At 70.3% G+C, this 24,329-nt stretch carries 27 protein-coding genes; 15 read left to right on the forward strand and 12 right to left on the reverse strand.

The features are described 5' to 3' along the window. Positions 1-534 precede the first annotated feature (534 nt). Positions 535-1,017 carry a GNAT family N-acetyltransferase gene (locus ACFY36_RS06155; protein ID WP_499744800.1) on the forward strand — a complete coding sequence of 161 codons (483 nt, stop codon included), beginning with the start codon at positions 535-537 and terminating at the stop codon, positions 1,015-1,017. Between the two features lie 7 nt (positions 1,018-1,024). Here the strand turns inward: ACFY36_RS06155 and ACFY36_RS06160 are convergent, their stop codons facing one another. Further along, the gene (locus ACFY36_RS06160; RefSeq protein ID WP_498698286.1) at positions 1,025-1,795 is read right to left on the reverse strand and encodes an SDR family NAD(P)-dependent oxidoreductase; all 771 of its coding nucleotides are present in this window, start codon (positions 1,793-1,795) and stop codon (positions 1,025-1,027) included. A 1,329-nt stretch (positions 1,796-3,124) separates the two neighbouring features. Beyond that, the gene (locus ACFY36_RS06165; protein WP_499744801.1) at positions 3,125-4,108 is read right to left on the reverse strand and encodes a VanZ family protein; all 984 of its coding nucleotides are present in this window, start codon (positions 4,106-4,108) and stop codon (positions 3,125-3,127) included. 155 nt (positions 4,109-4,263) lie between these two features. Between ACFY36_RS06165 and ACFY36_RS06170 the strand changes: the two genes are divergently transcribed. From ACFY36_RS06170 to ACFY36_RS06195, 6 genes are all read left to right on the forward strand, one after another. Then, positions 4,264-5,106 carry an oxidoreductase gene (locus ACFY36_RS06170; protein ID WP_499744802.1) on the forward strand — a complete coding sequence of 281 codons (843 nt, stop codon included), beginning with the start codon at positions 4,264-4,266 and terminating at the stop codon, positions 5,104-5,106. Positions 5,107-5,274: 168 nt separating this feature from the next. After that, entirely contained in the window at positions 5,275-6,993 is a 1,719-nt protein-coding gene (locus ACFY36_RS06175; protein ID WP_499744803.1) for a phosphatidylglycerol lysyltransferase domain-containing protein, read from the forward strand. Beyond that, entirely contained in the window at positions 6,990-7,679 is a 690-nt protein-coding gene (locus tag ACFY36_RS06180; RefSeq protein ID WP_499744804.1) for a hypothetical protein, read from the forward strand. The genes ACFY36_RS06175 and ACFY36_RS06180 overlap by 4 nt, the downstream gene beginning before the upstream one ends. Beyond that, positions 7,676-8,644, forward strand: a complete 969-nt coding sequence (locus ACFY36_RS06185; protein ID WP_499744805.1) for an alpha/beta hydrolase — start codon at positions 7,676-7,678, stop codon at positions 8,642-8,644. Before ACFY36_RS06180 ends, ACFY36_RS06185 begins: the two co-directional genes overlap by 4 nt. After that, complete coding sequence (locus tag ACFY36_RS06190; protein WP_499744806.1) at positions 8,641-9,309, forward strand: SGNH/GDSL hydrolase family protein; 669 nt, start codon at positions 8,641-8,643, stop codon at positions 9,307-9,309. Before ACFY36_RS06185 ends, ACFY36_RS06190 begins: the two co-directional genes overlap by 4 nt. Before the next feature lie 37 nt (positions 9,310-9,346). Beyond that, on the forward strand, positions 9,347-10,153 hold the full coding sequence (locus tag ACFY36_RS06195) for a phosphotransferase (RefSeq protein ID WP_499744807.1): 807 nt from the start codon (positions 9,347-9,349) through the stop codon (positions 10,151-10,153). On the opposite strand, the gene ACFY36_RS06200 is transcribed toward ACFY36_RS06195, so the two are convergent. Next, the gene (locus ACFY36_RS06200; protein WP_499744808.1) at positions 10,125-10,628 is read right to left on the reverse strand and encodes a GNAT family N-acetyltransferase; all 504 of its coding nucleotides are present in this window, start codon (positions 10,626-10,628) and stop codon (positions 10,125-10,127) included. The two genes, ACFY36_RS06195 and ACFY36_RS06200, sit on opposite strands and share 29 nt — an antisense overlap. Positions 10,629-10,667: 39 nt before the next feature. Then, on the reverse strand, positions 10,668-12,161 hold the full coding sequence (locus ACFY36_RS06205) for a GMC family oxidoreductase (RefSeq protein ID WP_499744809.1): 1,494 nt from the start codon (positions 12,159-12,161) through the stop codon (positions 10,668-10,670). A gap of 91 nt (positions 12,162-12,252) precedes the next feature. Here ACFY36_RS06205 and ACFY36_RS06210 point away from each other — a divergent pair, with 91 nt between their 5' ends. Continuing rightward, positions 12,253-12,957, forward strand: coding sequence for a TetR/AcrR family transcriptional regulator (locus ACFY36_RS06210; RefSeq protein ID WP_499744810.1), 705 nt, complete (start codon positions 12,253-12,255; stop codon positions 12,955-12,957). On the opposite strand, the gene ACFY36_RS06215 is transcribed toward ACFY36_RS06210, so the two are convergent. After that, positions 12,954-13,736 carry an SDR family NAD(P)-dependent oxidoreductase gene (locus ACFY36_RS06215; protein ID WP_499744811.1) on the reverse strand — a complete coding sequence of 261 codons (783 nt, stop codon included), beginning with the start codon at positions 13,734-13,736 and terminating at the stop codon, positions 12,954-12,956. The two genes, ACFY36_RS06210 and ACFY36_RS06215, sit on opposite strands and share 4 nt — an antisense overlap. Before the next feature lie 49 nt (positions 13,737-13,785). Beyond that, positions 13,786-14,793: a M14 family zinc carboxypeptidase gene (locus ACFY36_RS06220; protein ID WP_499744812.1), complete on the reverse strand. Its 1,008-nt coding sequence runs from the start codon at positions 14,791-14,793 to the stop codon at positions 13,786-13,788. Positions 14,794-14,852: 59 nt separating this feature from the next. On the opposite strand from ACFY36_RS06220, the gene ACFY36_RS06225 reads away from it, so the two are divergent. Genes ACFY36_RS06225 through ACFY36_RS06235 form a run of 3 tightly spaced genes read left to right on the forward strand, consistent with a single transcriptional unit; the run spans position 14,853 to position 16,342 of the window. Then, positions 14,853-14,981 (forward strand): hypothetical protein, encoded by a 129-nt coding sequence (locus tag ACFY36_RS06225; RefSeq protein ID WP_499744813.1) that lies wholly within the window; start codon positions 14,853-14,855, stop codon positions 14,979-14,981. Positions 14,982-15,012: 31 nt separating this feature from the next. Then, the gene (locus ACFY36_RS06230; RefSeq protein WP_499744814.1) at positions 15,013-15,861 is read left to right on the forward strand and encodes an alpha/beta fold hydrolase; all 849 of its coding nucleotides are present in this window, start codon (positions 15,013-15,015) and stop codon (positions 15,859-15,861) included. Between the two features lie 31 nt (positions 15,862-15,892). Next, on the forward strand, positions 15,893-16,342 hold the full coding sequence (locus ACFY36_RS06235; RefSeq protein ID WP_499744815.1) for an acyl-CoA thioesterase: 450 nt from the start codon (positions 15,893-15,895) through the stop codon (positions 16,340-16,342). 205 nt (positions 16,343-16,547) lie between these two features. On the opposite strand, the gene ACFY36_RS06240 is transcribed toward ACFY36_RS06235, so the two are convergent. Genes ACFY36_RS06240 through ACFY36_RS06255 form a run of 4 tightly spaced genes read right to left on the reverse strand, consistent with a single transcriptional unit; the run spans position 16,548 to position 18,672 of the window. Further along, positions 16,548-17,126: a serine hydrolase domain-containing protein gene (locus ACFY36_RS06240; protein ID WP_499744816.1), complete on the reverse strand. Its 579-nt coding sequence runs from the start codon at positions 17,124-17,126 to the stop codon at positions 16,548-16,550. Positions 17,127-17,130: 4 nt separating this feature from the next. Next, on the reverse strand, positions 17,131-17,535 hold the full coding sequence (locus tag ACFY36_RS06245; RefSeq protein ID WP_499744817.1) for a serine hydrolase domain-containing protein: 405 nt from the start codon (positions 17,533-17,535) through the stop codon (positions 17,131-17,133). Positions 17,536-17,585: 50 nt separating this feature from the next. Then, positions 17,586-17,990 carry a VOC family protein gene (locus ACFY36_RS06250; protein ID WP_499744818.1) on the reverse strand — a complete coding sequence of 135 codons (405 nt, stop codon included), beginning with the start codon at positions 17,988-17,990 and terminating at the stop codon, positions 17,586-17,588. A 13-nt stretch (positions 17,991-18,003) separates the two neighbouring features. After that, positions 18,004-18,672, reverse strand: a complete 669-nt coding sequence (locus ACFY36_RS06255) for a hemerythrin domain-containing protein (protein WP_499744819.1) — start codon at positions 18,670-18,672, stop codon at positions 18,004-18,006. A 52-nt stretch (positions 18,673-18,724) separates the two neighbouring features. Between ACFY36_RS06255 and ACFY36_RS06260 the strand changes: the two genes are divergently transcribed. Further along, positions 18,725-19,357, forward strand: a complete 633-nt coding sequence (locus ACFY36_RS06260; protein ID WP_499744820.1) for a TetR/AcrR family transcriptional regulator — start codon at positions 18,725-18,727, stop codon at positions 19,355-19,357. On the opposite strand, the gene ACFY36_RS06265 is transcribed toward ACFY36_RS06260, so the two are convergent. Both ACFY36_RS06265 and ACFY36_RS06270 read right to left on the reverse strand, forming a co-directional pair. Then, positions 19,323-20,063, reverse strand: a complete 741-nt coding sequence (locus tag ACFY36_RS06265; RefSeq protein WP_499744821.1) for an SDR family NAD(P)-dependent oxidoreductase — start codon at positions 20,061-20,063, stop codon at positions 19,323-19,325. The two genes, ACFY36_RS06260 and ACFY36_RS06265, sit on opposite strands and share 35 nt — an antisense overlap. Further along, a complete protein-coding gene (locus tag ACFY36_RS06270) occupies positions 20,060-21,163 on the reverse strand; it encodes an acyltransferase family protein (RefSeq protein WP_499744822.1) in 1,104 nt (367 codons plus the stop codon). The genes ACFY36_RS06265 and ACFY36_RS06270 overlap by 4 nt, the downstream gene beginning before the upstream one ends. Positions 21,164-21,363: 200 nt before the next feature. Here ACFY36_RS06270 and ACFY36_RS06275 point away from each other — a divergent pair, with 200 nt between their 5' ends. From ACFY36_RS06275 to ACFY36_RS06285, 3 genes are read left to right on the forward strand one after another with little or no spacing between them, the layout of a single operon-like run. Next, a complete protein-coding gene (locus tag ACFY36_RS06275; RefSeq protein ID WP_499744823.1) occupies positions 21,364-21,660 on the forward strand; it encodes a hypothetical protein in 297 nt (98 codons plus the stop codon). A gap of 16 nt (positions 21,661-21,676) precedes the next feature. After that, the gene (locus ACFY36_RS06280; protein WP_499744824.1) at positions 21,677-23,074 is read left to right on the forward strand and encodes an Nramp family divalent metal transporter; all 1,398 of its coding nucleotides are present in this window, start codon (positions 21,677-21,679) and stop codon (positions 23,072-23,074) included. Beyond that, positions 23,071-24,243 (forward strand): oxygenase MpaB family protein, encoded by a 1,173-nt coding sequence (locus tag ACFY36_RS06285; RefSeq protein WP_499744825.1) that lies wholly within the window; start codon positions 23,071-23,073, stop codon positions 24,241-24,243. The genes ACFY36_RS06280 and ACFY36_RS06285 overlap by 4 nt, the downstream gene beginning before the upstream one ends. The last annotated feature ends 86 nt before the right edge of the window (positions 24,244-24,329 follow it).

Here is a 24,329-nt window from a genome sequence, read left to right on the forward strand (position 1 = left end):
CCACGTCCCGGGCCGGCCCCCGGCGCATCACGTCGGCCACATCGACGTGCAGGTAGACGCGAAGGTCCCAGTGCGGCGCCAGCGCCGATCTCTGCAGGAAGGCGCCATCCGCCACCAGGATCGCGTCCTCCGGGGCCACCCGCACTCCGGAGTCGACCGGCGTACGGCCCCGGAAGTCCATGATCTCCGTCCGGAAGCGCCGGTCCCCGCCCGGCCCGAGCGGCGCCAGCAGGAGATCCCGGATGGCCTCCACGTCGAACATCTCGTGGTAGTAGCTCTCCGGCGAGCCGGCCGGATATCCCGTACGCAGATCGACGTGTCTTTTGAACCGGTCGAGCATGACCCGGAGCACGGGCCGCCCGGTCCGCCCGCGCAGGACGGTGGCCAGCTCGTCGGCGAAGGTCGTCTTGCCGGCCGCCGAATGCCCGTCGATCCCCACCCGCACCGGATGCCCCGGATCCAGCGCGAGAACGCGATCGGCCACCCGCCCCGTCACGGTCATCAGCCGATGATGCCACCGTGAATACTTGGGACGTGACAATCGTGCGTGCGGCGGCGGGCCTCGACGAAGTCGCCGAACTGTGGAAAGCCCTGGCTCGGCACCACTACGAGGCCGGCGCGGCGATCAGCGAACGCGCCGGCCCCATCGGGGTGGAGGCCAGCTGGCAGGGCCGGCGCCGGCAATACGAGGCGTGGTCGGCCGAAGCAGGCTGGCTCCTGATCGTCGCGGGCCGGGAGGGCGCGGTCGAGGGCTATGCCGCCGCCCGCGTCACCCCGTCGGTCAGCGCCTGGGACCTCGGCGAACGCGTCGGCCGCCTCGAAACGCTGGCCGTGGCCGAGCGAGCGCGCGGCCTCGGCCTCGGCACGGCGCTGGTCGGGGAGGTCCGGGCGCACTGGCGGCGGCGCGGCGTGCGCTTCGGCACGGTCTCGGTGATCAGCGGGAACGACTCGGCGCGGCGTTTCTACGAGCGCCTCGGCGCCGTCGAGTTCACGCGCACAAGCCTGTTCGCCGTCTGACCGAGCTCTATTGGGCGCCGGCGCCGCCGTCCACCGCGAGCAGGGCACCGGTGACGTACGAGGCGCGGTCGCTCAGCAGCCAGGCCGCCGCCTCGGCGATCTCGCTCGGCGCGGCCAGCCGGCCGAGCGCGACCTGGCCCTGCATCTGCTCGAGCGCGCCCGGCGTGCTGGTCACGTAGCCGTCGATCATCTCGGTGCGGGTAGGGCCGGGCGCGATCGCGTTGACCCGGATGTTCTCCGGTCCCCAGGTGACCGCGGCCGAGTCGGTGAGGCTGTTGAGGGCCCGCTTCAGCGCGCCGTACGCCGGGTGGTCGAGATTCGCCCGGCGGCTGCCCAGGCTGGAGGTGTTGACGATCGCCCCTTGACCGGCGGTCGACCGGATGGCCTCCGCCTCGGCCGCCATGGCGACCCACTGCCCCTTGAAGTTCACGGCGTAGATCTGGTCCAGCTCCTCGTCCGGCACCTGGTCGACGAAGCCGTGCGGTCCCGGCACCGCGCCGTTGTTGAAGGCCACATCCAGGCGCCCATGCAATTCAACGACACGGTTCACGGCCGTACGCACGCTGTCCGCGTCCGCCAGATCGAGGACCACCCAGTCGGCGACACCCCCGTCGTCGCGGATGCTGTGCGCGACGGTGGCGATCTCGTGTTCGCTGCGGGCGGCCAGCACGACGCGCGCCCCTTCCCGCGCGAACAGCCGCCCGGCGGCCGCTCCGATGCCGCGCCCGGCCCCCGTGATGAGCGCGACTTTGTTCTCGAGAAGCTGTGCAGAGGTCATGCTCCCGAGACTGGCGCGCCCCGGCGTCGGGCGACCCAGGGAAAACCCCTGGCCTGCCCCCGAGTGTCGCCCGTCACGGCCGACCTTCTGATGGTCCCGGAATCGGAGCATACAAAATCGAGCCGGCTGACTTCGGTCCTGCGCAAACTCAGCGGCATGAGAATGCGCTTCTCGGTGGCTGGAAACGCTCTATTTTGATTGGCGTGATCGTTTCGTTGCTGTCGATCTTCGGGGTGCTGGATAATGGTTCATGGCGCAGCTGGGGTTCTTTTCCAGGTCGGTTATTGCTTCTATGCGGGATTGGTCGGGCGTGCCGAGTCATTCGCCGGAGATGGTGGAGTTCCGGCGTGGTCAGGACGAGCGGCGGAAATGGGGTCTTCAACGACGCCACGCGTTGAAGCTGTGCCGGTTGCATGGGTGTTCGCGGTTGTGCGGTGAGTTGGGTCTGCATGATTCGACCGAGCGGATACCGCCGTTAATCTGGGATGACGAGGTCAGCTGGGTGCGGCGCCCGTGTCGGCCCGTTGAGCATGCGGTGGCCGCTTTCGTCCCCGACGGTGTGCCGGTCAGTTGTACAGAGAGGCCGGCCGAGGCCGACACGGTAGTGCGGGCCGAACCGGCCACCCCAGCTGAGCAGGCAGCCCCGGACGAATCGGCTATCGAGGCTGAGCAGGCAGTCCGGGTCGAGTCGGCCGCCGACGCTGAGTGGGCAGTCCGGGCCGAGCGGGCAGCGTGGGTCGAGCCGACTGTCCATGCCGAGGCGGATGCGCGGGCCGAGTCGGCCGTTGCGGCCGGGACGGCAACGCGGCCCGGATCGACGGTTCGGGCTGAGGTGGTGGAGCGGGTTGAGGCGGTGACGCCGGACCGGCCGGAGGATCAAGCGAAAGTCACCGCCCGGGCCGAGCCCACCGACCCGGGCGGATCCTCACGCACCGCGCGTGGGCACCGGCCGGGCCATCTGAGAATGAAGAGATCGCATGACTCCGGCCGGCGGCGCCCATTTGCGGCAATACACGTATCGGCAGTGACGTCACGAAATTATCAGCGACACCAGAATGGCGACCGGGGCGATCTCCGCAGTCGGCTGAAGCGTGCCACTGACGCTTTATCGGCGGGCGCCTTCAAAGGGCATGCAAAACGATTACTTCGGTAAAATGTCATCGACAGATCCGGATGTCTAGATGAGGGCGTCACTCTTGTAGTCGATCATTTGATGTGTCAGCGTCGGCTGAGCCAACACGTCTGCTTCGCTTGCGATCCTCCCAACCAGTGCGACCTGGGATTGATCTCTATGGTCGTGCCGCCGTGCCTGTTGCTGCGTATGGTCTGTCACCGCCTGACCTTGCGGGTCGTGGTCGTGGTCCGGGACACCAGTTCGAGGACGCTGCGCCGGTCCCGGCGCAGCCGGGCCAGCACGCCGATGACCAGCATCGCCCACAGAACCACCGGAAAGCGGCCGCCGGCCTGCAGGAGCGCCACCGGCAGCCACCACAGGAGAAAGCGCGGCCACACCGCACGCGCGGAGTCCGGGGCCAGGAAGAGGGTGGCCTGGCCCAGCGTGGCGTGGTCCCGGCGCCGCAGCGGCACCAGGAGGGTCGTGACGGCGTACGAGATCAGCGCCACCGTCGTCACCCACGCCGGCCCGGGATCGGCGGCGCCGGTCAGCGTCAGCACGGCCAGCACGGTGGCGGTCGCGAGGAACCCGATCAGCAGGTCGGCCCCGACCGCCAGCCCTCGCCGCAGCAGTCCCGGCTGCGCGACGTCGGGCGAGGGCGCCGGGTGCGGATCGGGCAGGAGCCGTCCGGCCAGGGCCGCGATCAGCCAGCCCAGCACCGCGCCGCCGGTGTTGGTGATGAGATCGCCGGTGTCGGCCACCCGGTAGGGGCAGGCGAACAGCCCGAACGCGGCCGTGCCCTGCGTGATCTCGATGAGCAGCGAGGTGGCCAGGCCGGCGAGCCCGGCCACGAGCAGCGACCGCCGGAAGCGATAGCGGGCCAGGAACCCGAACGGCACGAACAGCGCCACGTTGAGCAGAAGCTGCGCGACGCCGGCCCGGGTCGCCACCAGATCGTCGAGCGGGTTCAGGTTGAGGAAGTCGGCCGTGGTCCGGCTCGCGCAGTAGGCGGCCGTCTCGTCCGGCAGCGGAAAGAGGGTGAAGGCCAGCAGCCCGCAGAGATAGAGCACCTCCGACGCCGCGAGGACCGCCGACCATCCCGTGAGCCGGCCGTAGCGCCTGTATTGCCGATGGATCCACGGAAGGGCCAGCAGAGGCAGCAGCAGCGCGAACAGGACCACGGCGATCAGAGAATCCACGAGGTGAGCCATTACCTGAACCACGGCCGGCGGCCCTCGGGATTCACCGTCGCGGCGTGACCGCGCTCACCGGGGTGCATGACCGGTAGGAGATACGGGCGCGCCCGCACCTTTCGGCGGCAATTGTTGAAGAAACAACACGAGAGGTGAGAGACATGTCTGAGCCCAAGGTCTGGCTGGTCACCGGCAGTTCGCGCGGTCTGGGCCGGTCGATCGCGGAGGCGGCCGCCGCCGACGGCGCCTCGGTGGTGGCGACCGCCCGCCGCCCGGAGCAGCTCGACGATCTGGTGGCCAAATTTCCTGATTCCGTACGGGCCGTCGCGCTCGACGTCACCGATCCGGCCGCCGCCGAGGCGGCCGTCGCGGCCACCCTGGAGGCGTTCGGCCGCCTCGACGTCGTGGTCAACAACGCCGGGTACGCCAACAGCGCCCCCATCGAGGAGATGGACCCGGCCGACTTCCGCGACCAGATCGAGGCGAACCTGTTCGGCGTCGTGAACGTCACCCGCGCCGCCCTGCCGGTCATGCGGGCCCAGCGCGGCGGCACCTTCGTCCAGGTGTCCTCGATCGGCGGCCGGGTCGGCGGCACGCCGGGCATGGGCGCCTACCAGACCGCCAAGTACGCCGTCGAGGGCTTCTCCGAGGTGCTGGCGGCCGAGACCGCCCCGTTCGGCGTCAAGGTGGTCATCGTCGAGCCGGGCGCCTTCCGCACCGACTGGCAGGGCGCCTCGATGGTCCGGCACGAGGTCGGCCCCGACTATGAGGCGTCCGTGGGCCGTTTCCACGAGCTGCGCGAGCAGTCCGACGGCAAGCAGCCGGGCGACCCCGACCGGGCCGGCGCGGCGATCGTCCGCATCGTCGACGAGGAGGAGCCGCCGCGCCGCCTGCCCCTCGGTTCCGCGGCCGTGGCCTCCGCCATCGAGGCCGGCGCGGCCCGTAACGCCGAGGCCGAGAAGTGGGCGCACGTCAGCCGGTCCACCGACTTCCCTGCGTCGTAACTCACACCGGATCGGCGCCCGCGGGGTTTGCCGATGTCCGTACGGGCGGTCACCGCTGCCCGTGCGGCCCGTGACTTGGCAAAACGAGTTTGTGCTGGTCGCCACGCTTGAGGCAGCACACAGCCCACTTCACGGGCATCACACAGCCTCCGCACAGAGGATGGCCCTATGAAGCAGACCCGGTTGGCGAGTCCACCGCTCTCCAGGCGGACGATCGCCCGGCTGGTCCAGGTGACCGGCCTTCTCGATGTCCTCTCCACCATCGCTCCGCACCGGCGCGGCCATCACTCGCTGCTGATGGAGTTCGTTCCCGCCTTCGGCGTCTTCTCCGCCCGGGCGGCCACCGTCGTCGTGGGTCTGCTGCTCATCTACCTCGGTGCCGGTCTTCGCCGTGGCAAGCGCCGCGCGTGGCAGGTCGCCGTCGGCCTGTCCGGGCTCGCGGTCGCCCTGCATCTGCTCAAGGGCCTCGACTACTACGCGGCCGGGGTCAGCGCCATCCTCTTCGTGATGCTGCTGGCCACGCAGGACCGGTTCACCGCCCTGGCCGACCGGCCCAACCGCTGGCGTGCCCTCCAGGCCCTCGCCGGTTTCGCCGCCGCCGGTTTCGTTCTCGGCTTCATCGAGATCGCGGTCCGGGTCAACCACCTCGTCGGCACCCCGGGCGTCTCCCAGTGGGCCGAGCAGGCGGCGCTGGGCCTCATCGGCGTCCACGGCCCGCTCGAGTTCCGCCACCGGTTCGGCGGCGACATCGTCGCCTACACGACCGGGGCCTGCGGCCTCCTGGCCGTCGGTGTCGCCCTGGTGCTGCTGCTGCGGCCCGGCTCCCGCCGGCCCGAACGGACGGACGAGGGCGAGGTGCGCCTGCGCGAGCTTCTTCAGCGGTACGGCAAGGCCGACTCGCTCAGCTACTTCGCGACCCGCGACGACAAGTCCCTGATGTGGTCGGAGAACCAGGCCGCCGTCATCGCGTACCGGGTCGTCAACGGCGTCAGCCTGGCCGCCGGCGACCCGATCGGGCCCGAGTCGGCCTGGCCCGAGGCGATCGGCGCCTGGCTGGCCGACGCCCAGCAGCACGGCTGGACCCCGGCCGTCCTCGGATGCGGGAACGCGGCCGGAAAGGCGTACAAGAAGGCGGGTCTCGATGTCGTCGAGCTGGGCGACGAGGCGATTGTCGACACCACCACCTTTTCGCTGAACGGCCGGCCCATGCGCGGTGTGCGGCAGGCGGTCAACCGGGTGCAGCGCGCCGGTTACACGTGCCGGGTCGTGCGTCAGCGCGACCTCTCCGAGAGCGAGCTGGCCGGCGCGATCCGTGCCGCCGATGCCTTCCGTGACGGCCCGGTCGAGCGCGGCTTCTCGATGGCCCTGTCCCGCCTCGGCGATCCGTGCGACGGCGACAACCTGCTGGTGCTCTGCCACGACGGGAACAGCAGGCTGCGGGGGCTCTTGCAGTTCGTGCCGTGGGGCGCCGACGGCCTGTCGCTCGACCTGATGCGCGGCGACCGCACCGCCGAGAACGGCCTGACCGAGTTCATGGTCGCCTCGGTGCTGGAAACGTCGAATTCCTTGGGCGTACGCCGGGTGTCGCTCAACTTCGCGGTGCTGCGCTCCGTTTTCGCGAGGGCCGAGGAACTCGGCGCCGGGCCGGTGCTGCGCCTGTGGGCCCGGCTGCTGCGCGCGGCCTCGAAGCTGTGGCAGATCGAGTCGCTCTACCGTTCCAACGCCAAGTATCTGCCGTCCTGGGTGCCGCGCTACCTGTGCTTCCCGACGGCCCGTGACCTGCCGCGCATCGCGGTCGCGGCCATGCGGGCCGAGGCCTTCCTGCCCGAGCCGCGCCTGCCGAGACTGCGCCGGACGGCTCCCGCACCCGCCGAGGTCTCCGCATGAGCCTGACCGGCCGGCCGCTGCTTCTGCTGACGGCGACCCTCGCGGTCGTCGTCGGCGTGGCGACGGTCTTCTTCTGGCCACGCGGCGGAAGGCTGCGCCCGCTCACCCGTACCACCGGAATCCTGCTCCTCGAAGTGCTCCTCGTGCTCACCGCGGGCCTGGAGTACAACCGGCGCGAGCAGTTCTACCCGTCGTGGCAGGCGCTGCGCGGCGACACCGGCACGGTCGCGGTCACCGGCGAGGTCCGCGCCGGGCTGCTCGACCGGCACGCCCTGGACGGAGCGGTCGCATGGCGGCCGCCGGGCTGGGAGGCCTGGCATCTCGCCCACGCCCCGCGCGTCACGGTTCCCGCCGATTACGCGAGCCGGCCCGACGTGGCGTTCCCGGTCGTGCTCGCGTTCGGGGGCGAGGCCAGGCGTACACCCGGAGCCGTGACCGTGACCGTCGAACCCACCGCGGCCACAACCGCCACCGCCTTGCTGACGCTGCCCGTTCAGCTCGGCCGCGACCTGCGGGTGACCGCGACCGACTGGGACGTGCGGGGCACGACGCCTTTGGCGGCGGCGTTCGTCAGGTCCGCGCCCGCCGGCCTGGCCGTCCTTAACCAGCCGGCCGGCGCCCTGCCGCCGGCGTTGAAGGCGCCCAAGACGTTGCCCACGCTCGCCGCCAAGGGGGTGCCCGCGTGAACACCCTGCTCTGGGCGGCTCTCGCCGCCGTGCTCGTGTTCGCGGTGGCGCTGGCCGCGTTCTGGAACCGGCTGCACTGGGCCTGGCGGAGCCTGCTGGCCCTGGGTTCCGTGGTGAGCGTCGTGGCCGCCGTCGGCGTACAGCTCAACGCCCTCACCGAGGCGTTCCCGACCGCGACCGACGCCGTGCCGGTCGCGTCCAACACCGGTTCGAGCCAGTTGTTCGCCGTCAGCGTGCACGGCCCGGCCAGCAAACTCACCCTCCCGATGTACGTGTACCTGCCCGCCGGCTACCACGAAGGCACCACCCGATATCCGGTCATCGAGGCGTTCCACGGCGTACCCGGCACACCGCAGTACTGGGTGCACAAGCTCGACGTGAAGTCCACACTGGACGCCGAGATCGCGGCGGGCCGGATGGCGCCCACGGTCGTGCTCTTCCCGCAGCAGACCACCAGCCCGACCCTCGACACCGAGTGCACCAACCTGAAGAACGGCCCGCAGGCCGAGACGTTCCTGACGGTCGACGTGCCCGCCTTCGCCAAGGCGCACTACCGGATCCGCACCGACCGCGCCGGGTGGGGCCTGACCGGATATTCGGCCGGCGCCTTCTGCGCGATCAACCTGACCCTGCGCCATCCCACCCAGTTCGCCGCGGGAGCAAGCCTTTCCGGGTACGCCTCGGCCGGCATCACCATCGGCGACGGCTCCGAGCACACCACCAACAACCCCTTCTGGCGCCTGAAACACCTGCCGCAACCCGCGTCCGCCCTGTGGCTCGGCTGGGCCGCCGACGACAAGCAGTGCGCGCACGACTCGCGGCTGCTGGCCGCGTCGGCCCACGGCCCGCTCGCGGTGACCACGGCGGTGGTCGCGCACGGCGGGCACAGCAGCGCCGTCTGGCGCCAGATGGAGGCGCCCGCCTTCGACTGGCTCTCCGCCCATCTGGCCGGGCCGTTGCCGTGAGGCGTGCCGCCGTCCTGCTGTTGCTCCTGGTGGCCGCCTGCGACCCGTCGGCGGCGCCCGTCGTGGTCACCCTGGGCGACTCGGTCGCGGCGGGCGCCGCGTGCGGCTGCCAGCCGTTTCCCGCCCTGTACGCCTCGTCGCAGCACGCGTCGAACGTCAACCTGGCGAGGTCGGGAGCGACGGCCGCCGACGTACGAGCCGAAGTGCCCACCGAGAAGTCGGTCCTCGAATCGGCCACCCAGGTGGTCATCATGATCGGCGCCAACGACATGGCCGGCGACTTCGAGGACCCGTCGAAATATCCCACGGTCGCCACCGGCGTGCAGGACGACGTCGAGGCCACCATCAAAGCCATCGAGGCCGTCCACCGCACCCGGGTGGTCGTCCTCGGCTATTGGAACGTGGTCCTCGACGGCAAGGTGGCCGCCTCCACATACGGCGCCGACGAGGTCTCCGACTCCGAGTCGGCCACCGCCGTCATCAACAGGGCGTTGCAGACCGCCGCCACCCGGACCGGATCCACGTACGTCTCCACCGATCCCGCCTTCCACGGCGCCGACGGCTCGGAAGACCCGACCAACCTGCTCGCCTCCGACGGCGACCACCCCAACGCGGCCGGCCAGAAGGCGATAGCGGCTCTGATCCCGCCCCTGCCCCGAAAATGAATGCCGCCCGCCGTCGCTCTCCGGTTAGCATCCGCCGATGCACCCCTTGGACTCACTCCTCGGCGATACCGTCGTCGAGAGCCACACCGTGGCCGAGTGGCCGTTGTCCCACACCCGGAAGGTCGTGCTGGCGAACGGCCGGGCGTACGCCCACAAGGTGACGTCGCCACCCGTCATCGAGCGGGAGTTCTACGCGGCCGCCGGTGCGGACCGCCTGCTCCCCGGCCACCGGTTGCTCGAGGACGCCCTCCTGGTCGACTGGATCGAATCGCCGTCGCTGGCCGATCTGCGGCTGAGCGAGGAGGCGTTGCTGGAGCACGCGACCGAGGTCGTGAACCGGATCGGCGGATTGGAGCCGGGCCTACCGGTCCACCTCGACGTCGGAACGCCCGAGAAGTGGACGGCCGAGGCGACCGCCACCTTCGTCAAACTCCGCCGGTTGACGGCCGGCGGCCGGTTCCCGGCGTCATTCGCCCCGGCTGTCGACGACATCGAGCCGTGGATTCTGTCGGCCCCGGTCCTCGACGAGGTGGAGGCGCACTCGCGCCTGGTCCATCGCGACCTCAAGCCCGCACACGTGTTCCCCACGGCCGACGGCTACCGCGTTATCGACTGGCAGCTGCCGGCCATCGCCCCGGCCGGCGTCGACCTGGTCGGTTTCCTGGACGAGGGCGGCATCGACGCGTTCCACCACGTCGACCCGGTCACCTACGGCATCGCCTACTTCCTGCACCTGCGCTGGGCGGTCGTCGCCCAGCACGACCTCTTCCCGGCGGCCACAGTCCCGTTCCTCGAGGAGTGGGCGCGGGGCGGGCTCAATGGAGTGCGGCGGGTGCTGTCCTGAGGTCGTACGCCATCTCGTCCTCGCCTTTGATCGTCAGCCCGGTCGGCGCGAAGCCGGTGCGCCGGTAGAAGCCCGCGGCGCGCTCGTTCGCCCGCATGACGAAGAGCCGGAGCCGATCGGCGCCGGCCTCGTCCCGGGCCCACCGGATGACGGCGGCCATCAGGTCGTCGGCGACGCCGCTGCCGCGAAGATGCGGCACGACGTAGACGCCGACGATCTGAGCGGACGCCCCGGGCGGCTCGGTGAAGCACGTGGCCTTGGCCGCGAATCTGCCGTCGAGCACGCCCACGAACATGCTTTCCTCGACGCCCGAGGCGCCGTCCTCGACTCGTTCCCGCCAGGAGTCGTCCGGCCACGCCAGCAGATCCGCGTACCGTTCCTCGAAGGCCGACGGCGTGTCCCGCAACGCTGCGAGCCGCAGCTCGCGATAGAGCCGCCACTCGCCGGCCCGAACCCTGCGCACCTGAGTAGGCATGGCGACATGCTGCCTCGGGCGGTCTCCACGCGCCAGTGCTTATCCGATTCCGCGGATGAGGTCGGCGGCGCGCTCCGCGATGGCGTACACCGTCGCATTGGTGTTGTTGGAGGGGATCGCCGGGATGACCGAGCCATCGGCGACGCGCAGCGCCTCCAGGCCGTGGACGGCCAGGGCGGAGTCGACGACGGACCGGTCGTCCTCGCCCATGGCGCAGGTGCCGACCGGGTGGCAGTACGAGATGAGGTTGGCCCGCGAATAGGCGGCGAGAGACGTCGCGTCGGCGACCCCCGGGCCGGGCGCGATTTCCTCGGCGCCCCAAGCGGCGACCGCGGCGGAGCGGCCGATCTCCCGGGCGGTGGCGATGCCGGCCAGCGCCGCCGTCATGTCGTGTTCGTCGGTGAAGTAGGCCGGGTCGAGCACGGGATGGGCGTACGGGTCGCCCGAGGTGATGCTCAGCGTGCCGCGGCTGAACGGGGTCATCGGGGCCACGCCGATGGTGAAGCCGTTCTCCAGCGGGAGAACCGGGTTGGGGAACGGGACGTCGATGAACAGGATCTGCAGGTCCGGTCCGTCAAGCCCGGCCGCGCTGCGGATGAGGCCCTGGATCTCGCCGTGCGGGCCGCGTGACGGCGGGACCGGGCGGCTCGTGCGGTGCACCAGCAGGACCATCGGGTGGTCGTGCAGATTTCCTCCCACGCCGGGCAGCTCGTGGAAGACCTCGACGCCGGCCGCGCGCAGTCCCGCCGCCGGGCCGATTCCCGAGCACAGCAACAGTTGCGCCGAGCCCATGGTTCCGGCGGTGAGGACGACCTCGTGCGCGGCGTGAGCTTTGTGGACAGTGCCGCCGACTCCGTACTCGACGCCGACGCAGCGCTTTCCCTCGAAGAGCAGCCGGTGGGCGGTCGCGCCGGTGACGACGGTCAGGTTCGGCCGGTCGAGGACCGGGGTGAGGTACGCGTCGGCGGCGCTCTGCCGGCGGCCGCCGACGATGTTCAGGTCGACCGGCGCGAAACCCTCCTCGAGGCCACCGCTGATGTCGCGGGCGCGGCGCTGCCCGGTCTCCACGGCGCCGTCGAGGCAGGCGAGCAGCGCCTCGTTCGGCGGATCCATCGGCCCGACGGTCAGCGGGCCCGCGGATCCCCGGCCGGGCGCGGCGCTAACGGCCGTCTCGCTGCGCTGGAAGTACGGCAGGAGGTCGTCGAACGTCCAGCCTTTCGCCCCGAAGGCGTTCCAGCGGTCGTAACCGGTGCGGTTGCCGCGCGCGAACACCATGGCGTTGATGGCCGAGGAGCCCCCGATGCCGCGGCCGCGCGGCAGCATCACGCCCGAGGTGGTGGTCTCGCCCCAGTTGGCCGGGGTGAAACCGAGCGCGGGCCAGGCCTGCGGCACCGGCACCGCCTCGGGAAGCCCCGCGGTGCCGGTGCCGGCCTCCAGCAGCAGGACGCGCATGTCCGGGTTCTCGGTCAGGCGGCTCGCGAGCACGCAGCCGGCCGAACCACCGCCGATCAGGATCACGTCGTACTCGTTCATGTTCCCCGCTCCTCCGCGTGTGGATCACTGGTCCAGATCCAAGCTATCACTGATCCAACCAATGGTCCGCCTACCGTGATACCGTTGATCCATGGTTGCGCAAACAGGCACTGACCTGCGGGAACGCATCGTCCTGGCGGCGGCTGGGTTGCTGGAGGCCGAGGGGCTGGAGGCGGTTTCCACCCGGGCCGTCGCGTCCGGCGCGGGCGTGCCGCCGCCGACGATCTTCCGGGTCTTCGGCGACAAAGAGAGGCTTTTGGAGGCGGTTGGTGAGTACGGCTTCACGCGCTACCTGGAGCAGAAAGCCACACTGCTCACCCAGGAGGATCCGGTCGCGGCGCTCCGCGACGCCTGGGACCTGCACGTCGAGTTCGGCCTGGCCCATCCCGCGTACTACACGCTGGTCTACGGCCGGGTGCGGTTCGGATATCTGCCGCCGGCCGGGCAGCGGGCGGCCGAGGGCCTGCGGCAGATGATCACGCGGGTGGCCGCGGCCGGGCGGCTCCGGATGAGCGTCGAGCGGGCGGCCGAGGTCATGCACGGCGCCGGTGTGGGGACGATCCTCACACTGATCAGCGAGCCGTCCGACCGGCGCGACCTCGCGGCGGCCGAGGTCGCGCGCGAGATGGTCATCGCGACCATCTCGACCGAATCCGCCGCGGGGGCGCCGAGCGGCACGGCGGCCAGCGCGATGGCGCTGCGGGCGGCTCTGGGCGGCCAGGCGGCGCCGCTGAGCGTGGGGGAGAGGACCCTGCTGCTCGAATGGCTCAACCGCCTGGCCGACGGCTCGCCCTAGGGCAGGATCGCGTCGACGTAGCCGCCGTCGACGCGCAGCGCGCCGCCGGTGGTGGCCGAGGCGAACGGCGACGACAGGTAGACCACCATGTTGGCGATCTCCTCCGGCTCGATCAGGCGCTGCAGCAACGATTGCGGCCGGTGCTCCAGCATGAACTTGTGCTGGGCCTCGTCCCAGGGCAGATCGTCGCCGACCATTTGCCGTACGAAATCCTCGACGCCGCCGGTGTGCGTAGGCCCGGCGATGACGCTGTTCACGGTGACGCCGGAGCCGGCGGCCTCCTTGGCGAAGCCGCGCGACACCGCGAGCAGCGCCGTCTTCGACATGCCGTAGTGGATCATCTCGGCCGGTGTGACGACCGCGGAGTCGCTGGCGATGTACTGCACGCGCCCCCACCCGCGGTCCCGCATTCCGGGCAGATAGGTCCGGGTCAGGCGTACGGCCGCCAGGACGTTGACCTCGAAGTAGCGCCGCCAGTCGTCGTCGCTGATCTCCAGGGCCGGCCGCGCCCCGAAGATCCCGAGGTTGTTGACCAGGATGTCGACCTCGGGCAGGGCCTCGGCCACCGTCGTGGCCCCTTCTTCGGTGGCCACATCGGCCGGCGCCGCGACGAAGTCGCCGTCACCGAGCTCCCCGATGGCCCGCGCCACCGACTCCGCCGACCGTCCGTTGACGCCGACGCGGGCTCCCGCGGCCGCCAGTCCCGCCGCGATCGCCAGCCCGATGCCCTGCGTGGACCCGGTGACCAGCGCCGTCTTCCCCGAAAGATCAATCCGCATGTCACCATTCTGCGCCGCCCGTGATCAACTCGCAGCGCTCATCCGATCCTCAGGCCGCGGCGTCGAACGAACGGGCGGTCACGCCGGGCAGGGCGGGTCCGCGTTCCGGAATCGTGTCGGCGCGGGCGGGGTCGGCGCGCCACAGGGAGCCGTCGGCCGCGCCCTGGACGGTGGCGAGCATCGACGTGTAGGCGCTGCGGATCTGGAACTCCACCTGGTCGTCGGGCAGGTTGGAGAGCTCCACGAGCACTGACGCGCTGCCCAGGATGCCGTACGCGTTGCGCGCGATGCCCTCGTAGTCGCCGCCGGGATAGCGGGTGACATTGGCCCCGGCCAGCTTCGTCATCGCGTCGTAGTTACGGACCGCGACCTGCCGCGACTTCGTCACATCGCCGGCGAGCGGGCTCGTCGGCCACAGCATGGAGGCGGTCGTCTCACGCCCGTCGGGCTGGAGATAGCGACCCTGCATGTGGTAGTCGATGACGACCTTCGGGTGGGTCGCCTGCCACAGCCGCAGAACGGCCCGCGACTCCGGCACCGGGTTCTCCTCGATCGGCGTCAGCGGGTTGTGAAACCGGTTGATGTCATAGCCGACACCGGGCGCCGAGTAGTCGCCCGACGCGCTCGGGTCATGGTTGTACCGCTGGTCGCGCACCGCACCGTCCGGATTCGCCTGCACGACGATGTCGAGCGTGACCCGCTTCAGCAGCGCCCGCTGCCACGGTGTGTCCGGCACGCCCAGCGTCCACAGCGCCCGGATCGCGGCCGGCGTGCCCAGCGGCTCGTCACCGTGCTGCTGCGTCACGAAGAGCAGCCGCTCGGGCCCGTGCCCGACACTGGCCAGCCGCAGCGCCCGCCCCTCGTTGCTGCGCCCGATCACCCCGAGCCGCACCCGCCCGTCGCTGGCCCGTGCGATCTTCGTCAGCGCCCGCTGCACCTCCGCGGGGCTTGGCCGGGCCGACAGGTCACTTCCGGTCGCGTGCGCGGCGCCCGGTGTGACCCAGAGCGCCCCGCCCAGAAGCACGGCACTGAGAACGGTGGCTAACTTCTTCCGCATCCTGGCCTAACCCTTCGATAGACGTCGATGTCTATCGGTCAGATTAAGCGGTGCGCTCGGTGTTCGCCGTGCGATCGTTCCAGATTGTCGTCGTGCCGTTGCCGTACATCGAGATCGACTCGCTCCGGCGCGGCCCCGGATGGGAGCCGAGGCCCGCGTTCGTGCAGGAGCGGTGGGCGTTGACGTGAACCATTCGCTGTGTCGTGCGTCGAGGAAGGGGTGACGCGAGCACTCACCACGTACGAGATCACCGTGGGCGGCATCGCCCAGCGTTTCCATGTGGCCGGTCGCGGGCCGGTCTGCGTGATGCACTCGGGCGGGCCCGGCGTCGACTGGTCCTATCTGCGGATGCCGCTGGTCGAGGAGTTCGTGACCGCGGTCTACCTGGAACCCGTCGGCACGGGGGAGTCCGGCCGGCTGCCCGCCCACCCGCGGGGCTACACCGTTGAGGCTTATGTTCCATTCGTGCATGCCGTGGTGGAGCACGTCGGCGCCGGCTATCTCCTCGGGCACTCGCACGGTGGGCTGGTGGCGCAGGAGTACGCGCTGACCCATCCGGGCCGGCTGGCCGGAATGGTGTTGTACGCGACGGCGCCCTGCAACGGGCCTGACCTGGACGCGGTCGCTGCCCGCAACGCCCGGCGGCAAGCTGCTCGTCTGCCGCGGCTGGCTCCCGTCCTGCGCGATCTGGAGGCCGCCTGGCCCGGCACCGACGCCGGGGCGACCGCGAACCTCAAGGCGATCCTGCCGCTGTACTTCGCCGACTACTGGGCGCGGGAGGCCGAGTATGAGGCGCTGCGTGCCGCCGTCCGCTGCTGGCACGTGTCGCAGGACGGCGAGGTGTTTGACGTTCGTGAGCGACTTGGACAGATAACGACACCTACGTTGGCGATCTGTGGAAAGTACGACTGGATCTGTGAGCCGTCGTGGTCACGCGCGCTCGCCGAGGGGATACCGGGCAGCACCTACGTCGAGCACGACTCCAGCGGGCATTTCGGGCACATCGAGGAGCCTGAGAGCTTCGCCGAGACGGTGGAGAAACTGGTGCGGAGTGGGTCACATCGGTGAGACCCCGGCGGGTCGGCACGTCGTACGGGATATGACCGACGATTTCACCGTTCCGTACGGCGTCCTTGTCCCGGTCGAGGTCTATTGGGATGACCTCGACTTCCTCGGCACGCTGTACCACCCGCGCTTCGTCGCGTTGCTCGACCGGGCCGTGACTGCGCACTGGATATCGCGGGGCTACCGCCTGGCTGGGCATCAGCTCGACGAGGACGGCTACCAGCTGCTGCGCGAGGTGTCCATCTCGTTCGACCATCCGGTCACCGACTTCGGCACGCTGCTCATGCACATCTGGGCCGAGAAGGCCGGCACCACGAGCATGGTCCTCGGCTTCCGGCTCCTCTCCGGGGACGGCTCCGTGCAGTACGCGCACGGCCACCGCGTCTCCATCAAGTTCGACCCCGCGACGAAGCGCCCGTCCCCGTGGACCGGCCGGGCCAGGGCCGACCTCGCCGCTCTGCTCAGGGAGCCCGCGGCCGTCTGAAGCTCAGGGTCCCGCGGCCGTCTGAAGCTCAGGGAGCCCGCGGCCGTCTGAAGCTCAGGGTCCCGCGGCCGTCTGAAGCTCAGGGAGCCCGCGGCCGTCTAAAGGCAGCGAGCCCGCGGCCGTCTGAAGCTCAGCGAGCCCGCGGCCGTCTGAAGACAAGGGGCCAGCGCGGCGCCTGGGCGCGGAACCCTGGCGCCGGCGAGGCTCAGAAAGCCGGCAGCAGTCCGACCACCTCGGCGGTGGTGGGCACGCCGCCGCGCCCGGCCGTGGCCGAGACGGTCAACTGCCATTCGCAGTCCGGGCGGTGGAACGACCACGTCCGATATCCGAAGAAGCCGCCGTCCTTTCCCCACACCGTCTCGCCGCTGGGAAGGGTGTAGCGCGTGATGCCGAGCCCTCCCTCGACCCCGGGCGTGCCGGTCGGCAGCGTCGTCAGCATTTCCCGGCGTTCTCGCGGGCCGAGCAGCTTGCCGGTCAGCAGCGCCCGGAAGAAGGTGTTCACGTCCGCGGCGGTGGAGATGAGACCGCCGGCCGGCCCGGCCGTGGACGGGTTGTAGTCCGTGATGTCGACCGGCTCCCCGTGCACGGTCAGGTAGGCGCGCGCATGCGGCGACGGCATCACCGCGCTGTCGTCGCGCACCAGCGTCTCGCGCAGTCCCAGCGGCCGCAGGATCCGGCCTTCGATCTCTTTCCCGTACGGATGACCGGTCGCACCCTCGATGAGCATGCCGAGCAGGACATAGCCCGTGTTGTTGTACGCACGCGACGCGCCTGGTGCGAACAACCGTTCACTTCCGGAACCGGTCGCGCAGAATGCCCTCGGTGGTCAGGTCTTCCGTGTAGTTGTGCAAGCCGCTCGTGTGGTTGAGCAGCCGCCGAACAGTGATCGGCGCGTACCCGTCCACCGGTTCGTCGAGTGCGAACCGTCCCTCACCTGCCAGTTGCAGGACGACCGCCGCCGTGAACACTTTGGTGACGCTGCCGATCCGGAAGAACCCGCGCGGGTCGACCGGCCGCGCGGTGCCGAGCTCGGCCACGCCGCTCGAGGCCCGGAACGTGTGACCGCCCTCGCGCAGCTCGGCCAGCGCTCCCGCGGCGCCGCCCGCGACAAGTTCGCCGAGCAGCTCGACGAGATGCCGCTCACGTGCTCGAGGGGGCACAAGGCTGAATTCCGGCTGGGAATCATCGTGCACGGCGGCCCCCTGACCGATCCGGCGGCGCTGTGGAGGATCTGGCTGACCCGTTAAGGATTTCCGACGAGGAGGCAGAACGGGTGGCCGGCCGGGTCGGCCAGGACGTACAGCGGCTCCTCGTCGTCGCCGGTGCGGTCGAGGAGCACGGTGGCGCCCAGCTCCTCGGCCCGGCGCCGGTGCTCCTCCAGGCCTTCCCGGGTCGGGACGTGGAAATCGAGGTGCATCTGCTTCGGGACATCGTGGGCCGGCCAGTCGGGACGGGCCAGCTGGGGCACCCACTGGAACGCCAGCACCCGCTTGCCGTGCGCGTCGACCAGCACGAGCCAGTCCTCGCCCTCCTGCGGGGTCTCGTCGCCGGGGCGGTAGCGCACGCCCAGCAGCTCACGGTAGAACTCGGCCAGCCCTCGGACGTCCGTGGCGTCCAGCGCCGTGTGCATCAGCATGGGGAAGGTCATGGACCTCATCCCATCACGCGCGGCGGACGGCGGCGACCCGCCTCGCGTACAGCCTGCGCCCCAGCGCCCGCCACAGGAGCCGGGCCGGCGGGGGCATCTCGGCCAGGAACCACGCCGTCTCGCGCGGGTTCGCCTCCTCGAGGACCAGACCGGCTTGCAAAAGCTTGTCGGTCAGGGCTTTCGGGCCATTCGCCATGGCGTACGCCTGCGGTGCCTTCCATTCGGCGACGGTCAGGTGTTCGTGGATCAGGGGCAGCACGGACCGCTCCTCGGCGTCGAGGTGCTCGTCCAGCGCCTCGCGCAACCGGCGCAGCGTGGCGGCCAGCGGAGCGGGATCGTCCGCCCGTGCCGTCCACTTCGGAAGGTCGCGGGTGATCGTCTCGATGGTCGACTCGACGACCTGATGCTGGGTGATCATCGTGGTCACGAGGTCGTCGGCGAGGGGCGCGCGGTGCTCCAGGATCGGCCAGAGCAACTCGTCCTCGGCCTCGTGGTGGTCGTGCAGCATGTGCAGCACCAGCGCGAGATGACGGCCCAGCAGCGTGGCGCGGGCGGTGTCGCCGGGCCGGACGGCGGCGATCAGGTCGGGCAGGAGCGCCAGTTCCCGGCGCAGCGCCCGGTGGATGACCACCATCTGAGCGGTCTCGGGTTTGTCGGCCGGAGCCATGGGGTCGATCAACATGCAATTGACAGTAACGCTCGTACTATGAATTTACGCCTGTTAGATTGAATGTATGGCGAGGCGCACATACAACTCCGAAGTTCGGGTCCGCGCGGCCCAGGAGACCAGGGCCGCCGTCGTGGGCGCGGCCGCCGAGTTGTTCGCCGAGCAGGGGTACGCCAGGACGAGCGTCGCCGCCGTGGCCCAGCGGGCCGGGGTCGCGCTGAACACGGTCTACACCAGCGTGGGCGGCAAACCGGCCCTGGTCGAGGCCATGGTCGAGACCGGGCTGGCCGACGAGGAGATCGGTGAGGCGCTGGCCGAGATCGAGCGGATGACCGACGGCGTACGGATTCTGCGGCGCGCCGCCGAGGGCACCGGAGCGGTGATCCGCAGTCAGGCCACGATGATCCGGGTGCTGTTCGACAACCGTACGGCCGAACCGGTCATCGCCGAAGCGGCCGAGGTCGCCACGCGGCGCTACCGCGAACGCCTCGACCGCATCGCCGAGCGGCTGGTCGCGGTTGGCGCGGTGAAGCTTCCCGCCCGCCGGGCCGGCGACATCCTCTGGTTCTATCTGGGCCAGGGCGCCTGGGCGACCGCGCGCGATCTGGGCTGGGAATGGGACGAGGCCACGGCCTGGCTGGGCGATCAGGCGATCGGCGCGCTGCTCACCACAGTTCGAGGTCGAGGTCGCGCTCGGTGAGCTCGATCAGCTCGTCCTGCGCGTCCCGGTCGAGTGCCTCCGGATTGGGCCGGGCCGGCTTCCGCTCGTCGTAATAGGTGCCGTTGTCGCGCTGCTGAGAGGCCACGTAGCGGACGTTCGCGGCGGCGTGTTCGGGCCGGTCACCGCCGATCGGGAACATGGCGTGCAGCAGCGGCGTCGCGATGATGCCCGGGTGCATGCTGACGACCTCGGTCCGGCGCCGCGAAAGCCAGCAGGAATAGGCGACAAGGGCCAGTTTGGAGTACGCGTAGGCGCCCGCCGCCGAATAGGGACGGCGCCCGGCGTCGCCGAACGTCGCCGACAGATGCGTGGCCGAGGCGACGTTCACCACCCGGCGGGTCAGGTCGAGCAGCCGCGTCGTGAGCAGAACGGGCGCCAGATAGTTGGTCTGGAAGGTGACTTCAAGACCGGCGGAATTGACCGTACGGCTCGGTGGCCCCGGCCGGGCGGCGTTGTTGATCAACACGTCGATCTTGTCGGTCGCGGCCCGGATCCGCGCCGCGAGCCGCTCGACCTCGTTCAGATCGCCGAAGTCGGCCGGGAAGTAGGTTATCCGGTCGTCGGGCGAGAAGTCGGAGATCGTCGGCTCGAGTCCGTGCAGGATGAGATGGTCGCCCGAGCCGGCCAGCAGGCGGGCGGTGGCCCGGCCGATCCCCGTCGTGGCTCCGGTCAGGACGATGCTCACGGCCGCATCCCGAACAGGAACCGCGTCACCTTCGTACGCCGCACCAGCACATCGTAGACAGCGAACATGACCACGAACGTGATCGCGACGATGGCAAGGTACTTGCCGATCACCGGCAGATCCCACCGCACCACGAAGTACGCCACGACCACCAGGATCGGCTGGTGCAGGATGTAGAGCGGCAGCGCGGCCACCGCGAGATATCCGACGACCGGGCTGGTGGGCGGCGGCGACCCGCGGTCGAGCAGCCCGAGGATGGCGACGAGCCAGAACCACCCGGCCAGCCCGAACAGCACCCGGGCCACGATCGCCTGCGGGGTCATGGAAGTGAACGGATCATCGCCGGCCGTGCTGAGCGCCGCGCCCGAGGCCCCGAACAGCAGGAACCCGATCACCGCGGCCCACCGGGCGTCACGCCGCATGGCGGCGCGGAAACGATCGTCGGCCGCGAGCAGGAACCCGTACAGGAAGAAAAGCAGATAAGCCCAGCGGCTCCACCCGGCGAAAGCCTCCTCCATGCCCAGCAGCGCCCCGATCAGGGCCACCGGAAGAGCCGGGAGGAACACCACCCCGCGATGCCGCATCGGCCCGCCGATCAGCGGCAGGCGGCCGGCCACGAGGGCGAGGATCAGGGAGAAGGTCAGCAGCAGAACGACGAACCACAGATGACCCGTCTCGAAGTATTCGCCCTCGATGACGAACGGGAAGTCCGGCAGCTCCAGGTGAACGTCGAAATAGCTCCGCAGGAACTCCGGGTACGGCTCGGAGGCGCCGTACCGGATCCACTGTGGAATCGGGACGATGGTCAGCGACGCGAAGACCAGCGGCACCCCGAGCCGCAGCAGCCGCTCCCGCACGAACCCACCGGTTCCGCGCCGCTCCAGCGAATGCCACGACCCCAGCCCCGCGATGAGGAACAACGCCGGCATGGCCCACACGACGCCCAGCCCGGCGACCCAGGTGACCGCCTCGGTGGTCCGGGCGTTCTTCACATAGAAGTCGTCACGTGTGTCGAACACCAGCGAGGCGTGGAAGAACACCAGCCCGAGCACCACGAGAAGCCGGACGGCATCGAGCTCGGGACGGCGCACGGACGTCATGCCTGAAGAGCATGTCAGGCCGGGAACCTCCGTGGGCTCGGTGGTGTCGTCGAAATATGAAGGCGTTCGCAGTATTGCTGCTTCTGCTGGCGGGTTGCTCGGGTCCCGGGCCGGCGCCGGCGCGTGAGTGTGGTTCCGCTGTTCGGACGGACGCCCTGCCGTCGTGGGCGCGGACCGGGTTCAGTTGGGACGGCAGCGGGATGCCGCATGTCTACGGGGAGCACGGGGAGATCCTTGCCGTCGTGTTCGGGGCGCCGTTGAAGAGCCCGCCCGCCGAGGGCCGCGCCAACAAGATCCTCTGGGTGCCGCGGCGAGCCACCGAGCCGGGTGGCGATCTGGTCATCTCGGCGGCGCTGGACGGCACGGACGTGCGCGCGGAGCAGAAGGTGGCGGGTGGGCCCGGGCCGTCCCTGGTCGATCTGCCCCGGGCGGGGTGCTGGCGTCTGACTCTTTCCTGGTCGGGACGCACGGACAGCATGGACCTGATCTACGAGTAGGAATAGATTGATGTCCATGGTGTCTTCGACCAAGCACCTCCCCGCCCACGAGATCCGCGAGCTACCGGAGCCCCCGGCCAACTTCCGGCGCGTCATCGGCCCGGGCATCATCGCCGCCGGGGTCGGGCTGGCCAGCGGCGAGTTCATCCTGTTCCCGTACATCGCCTCGCAGGTCGGCCTGGTCTTCGTCTGGGCCGCGTTCGTGGGCCTGGCCACGCAGTACTTCCTGAACATGGAGATCGAGCGGTACACGCTGGCCACCGGGGAGACCGCGCTGACCGGCTTCAGCCGCTACTGGCGGCACTGGGGCCTGTTCTTCGCGATCCTGGCCTACTTCGCCAACATCTGGCCCGGCTGGGCCACGAGCTCGGCCACGCTGACCACCTACCTGGTCGGCGGCAGCGTCACCCCGATCGCCATCGGCTTCCTGCTGCTGATCGGCGTCATCCTCACCCTCGCGCCCGTCGTCTACCAGGCGCTCGAGAAGATCCAGATGGTGAAGGTGGCCGCCGTCCTGCTGCTGTTCGTGGTCGGGTCGATCGCCGCGATCGGCGCCTCGGCCTGGGCCGACGCCCCGCAGATCATCACCAAGGCCGGGATTCCGTACGAGGAGCTCGGCTTCGCGCTTCTGATGGGCGCTCTCGCCTTCGCGGGCGCCGGCGGCGGCCAGAACCTGTGCCAGAGCAACTGGATCCGGGACAAGGGCTTCGGGATGGGGGCGTACGTCCCCCGCATCGTCAGCCCGGTCACCGGTCAGCTCGAGGCGGCGCCGTCGACCGGTTTCATGTTCGAGACCACCGACGAGAACATGAGCCGCTGGCGCCGCTGGTGGCGGTTCGCGAACATCGAACAGCTGACGACGTTCGTGCTCATCACGTTCCTCACCATCTTCTTCACCTCGATGCTGGCCTACGCCACGGTCTTCGGCGACGAGGGCCTGACGAACAACATCTCGTTCCTCAAGGCCGAGGGCGAGGCCCTCAACGACGCGGTCGGCGGCTGGTTCGGCACCTTCTTCTGGATCATCGGCGCCTTCTCCCTCTTCGCCGCCGCGCTCGGCATCGTCGACTACACCAGCCGCCTGGCCGCCGACGTGCTCAAGACCTCGTACCTGAAGTCCCTCAACGAGAGCAAGATCTACTTCGTTCTCGTCTGGGGCCTGGTCCTCATCGGCATCGTGGTGCTGCTGTCCGGCGTGACGCAGCCGCTGGTCCTGCTGGTCATCTCGGCCGTTGTCGGCGGCCTGATGATGTTCATTTACTCGGCCCTGCTGCTCCTGATCAACCGCCGCCTGCTGCCGCCCGAGATCCGCCCCGGCGCCGGCCGCGTAGCCGCGCTCGTGTGGTCCTTCCTGCTGTTCGGCTTCCTGTCCGTGCTGACCTTCAACGAACAGATCCGCAAGCTCTTCGAATGACGATTCCTGCGCGTTTCGGCCAAGACCGCGCATGGAGCGAACGCGCCGCGGCTCCTCTACGGCGTGTCGCGGGCCGAGACGCGCAGCCGACCGGCACCGAGATCGAGGCCCTCATCGCGGCCTTGTCCCAGCAGGACGAGCTGGCAGCCGCCCTGGTCCGGGCCATCCCCACCCGCGACCTGCACAGCGCCATCGCAGCCGGCCTTTCCGCGGCGGGCGCTTCCGCCGGGGGCCCGCACGCTGCCGCGCCGCCGGCCGTGCGCGCGTTCTTCGAAGCCGTGCTGGAGCGGCCGGCCTGGGTCGACGACCGCCTGCTGGAGCGGGGCGCGCAAGCCTGCCGTTCGTTCGGCATGGACGCCGGCCTCGTGCTGGCCTACGGCTCACTGCTGGGCGGTTACCGCACCGCCGCCGCGCTGGAACCCCTGGTCCGCACGGGCCGCCTGGCCGGCGGTGAAACCCTGCGCCGCGTCCAGGAGACGTCGGTCTGGTGGCGCGCCGTCACCGCCCCCGGCGGCCTCGATCCCGGCAGTGACGGTTTCCGCTCGACCCTGCACGTTCGCGTCATGCACGCCGTCGTCAACGCCCGCCTGGCCGACGACCCCACCTGGGACACCGCGCTGCGCGGAACACCCATCAACCAGTACGACCAGGCCAGCACCCTCGGCGTCTTCAGCACGAGTTTCCTGCTGCACCTGCGGCTGCTCGGAGTTCGCGTTTCGCGCGGAGACGCGCACGCCGTCATGCACGTCTGGTCATACATAGGCTGGCTGATGGGCGTGGACGAACAATGGCTCCCGCACACCGAGAAGCGCGGCCGCCGCCTGCTCTACCACTTCCTGTCCTACGATCCGCCGCCCGACGGCAACAGCCGGGCGCTTGCCCGGGCCTTGATCGCCATGACCGACCAGGAAGTGAACGGTCATCGGCGCCGTCGCTTCGAGCGCGAACGAGCGCTTTCGCTCAGCTCCTGGCTCCTGGGCCGCCGAGCCATGCGCGATCTGGCGCTGCCTTACCGTCCGCCCTGGTACGGCCTGTGGAGGGTGGCCGCCAACCTGGTCATGAGCCAGGCCCTGGGCCGTCTTCCGGGCGGCCGCCGCCTGCTCCTCGCCCGCGGCGAACGCCAGGCCCGCGCCCGTTTCGCGCGCTGGGGAAGAGAAGCCGGCGTATGAGCGATCTCGATCGTCCGGGCGAGGTGCGCTGTGACATCGGCCGGGATGGTCCGACGAGGTGCGTGGTGAGGCCGAGCGCGGCTGCC

The organism is Actinoplanes sp. NPDC000266 (genome assembly GCF_042899005.1).
Lineage (GTDB): Bacteria > Actinomycetota > Actinomycetes > Mycobacteriales > Micromonosporaceae > Actinoplanes.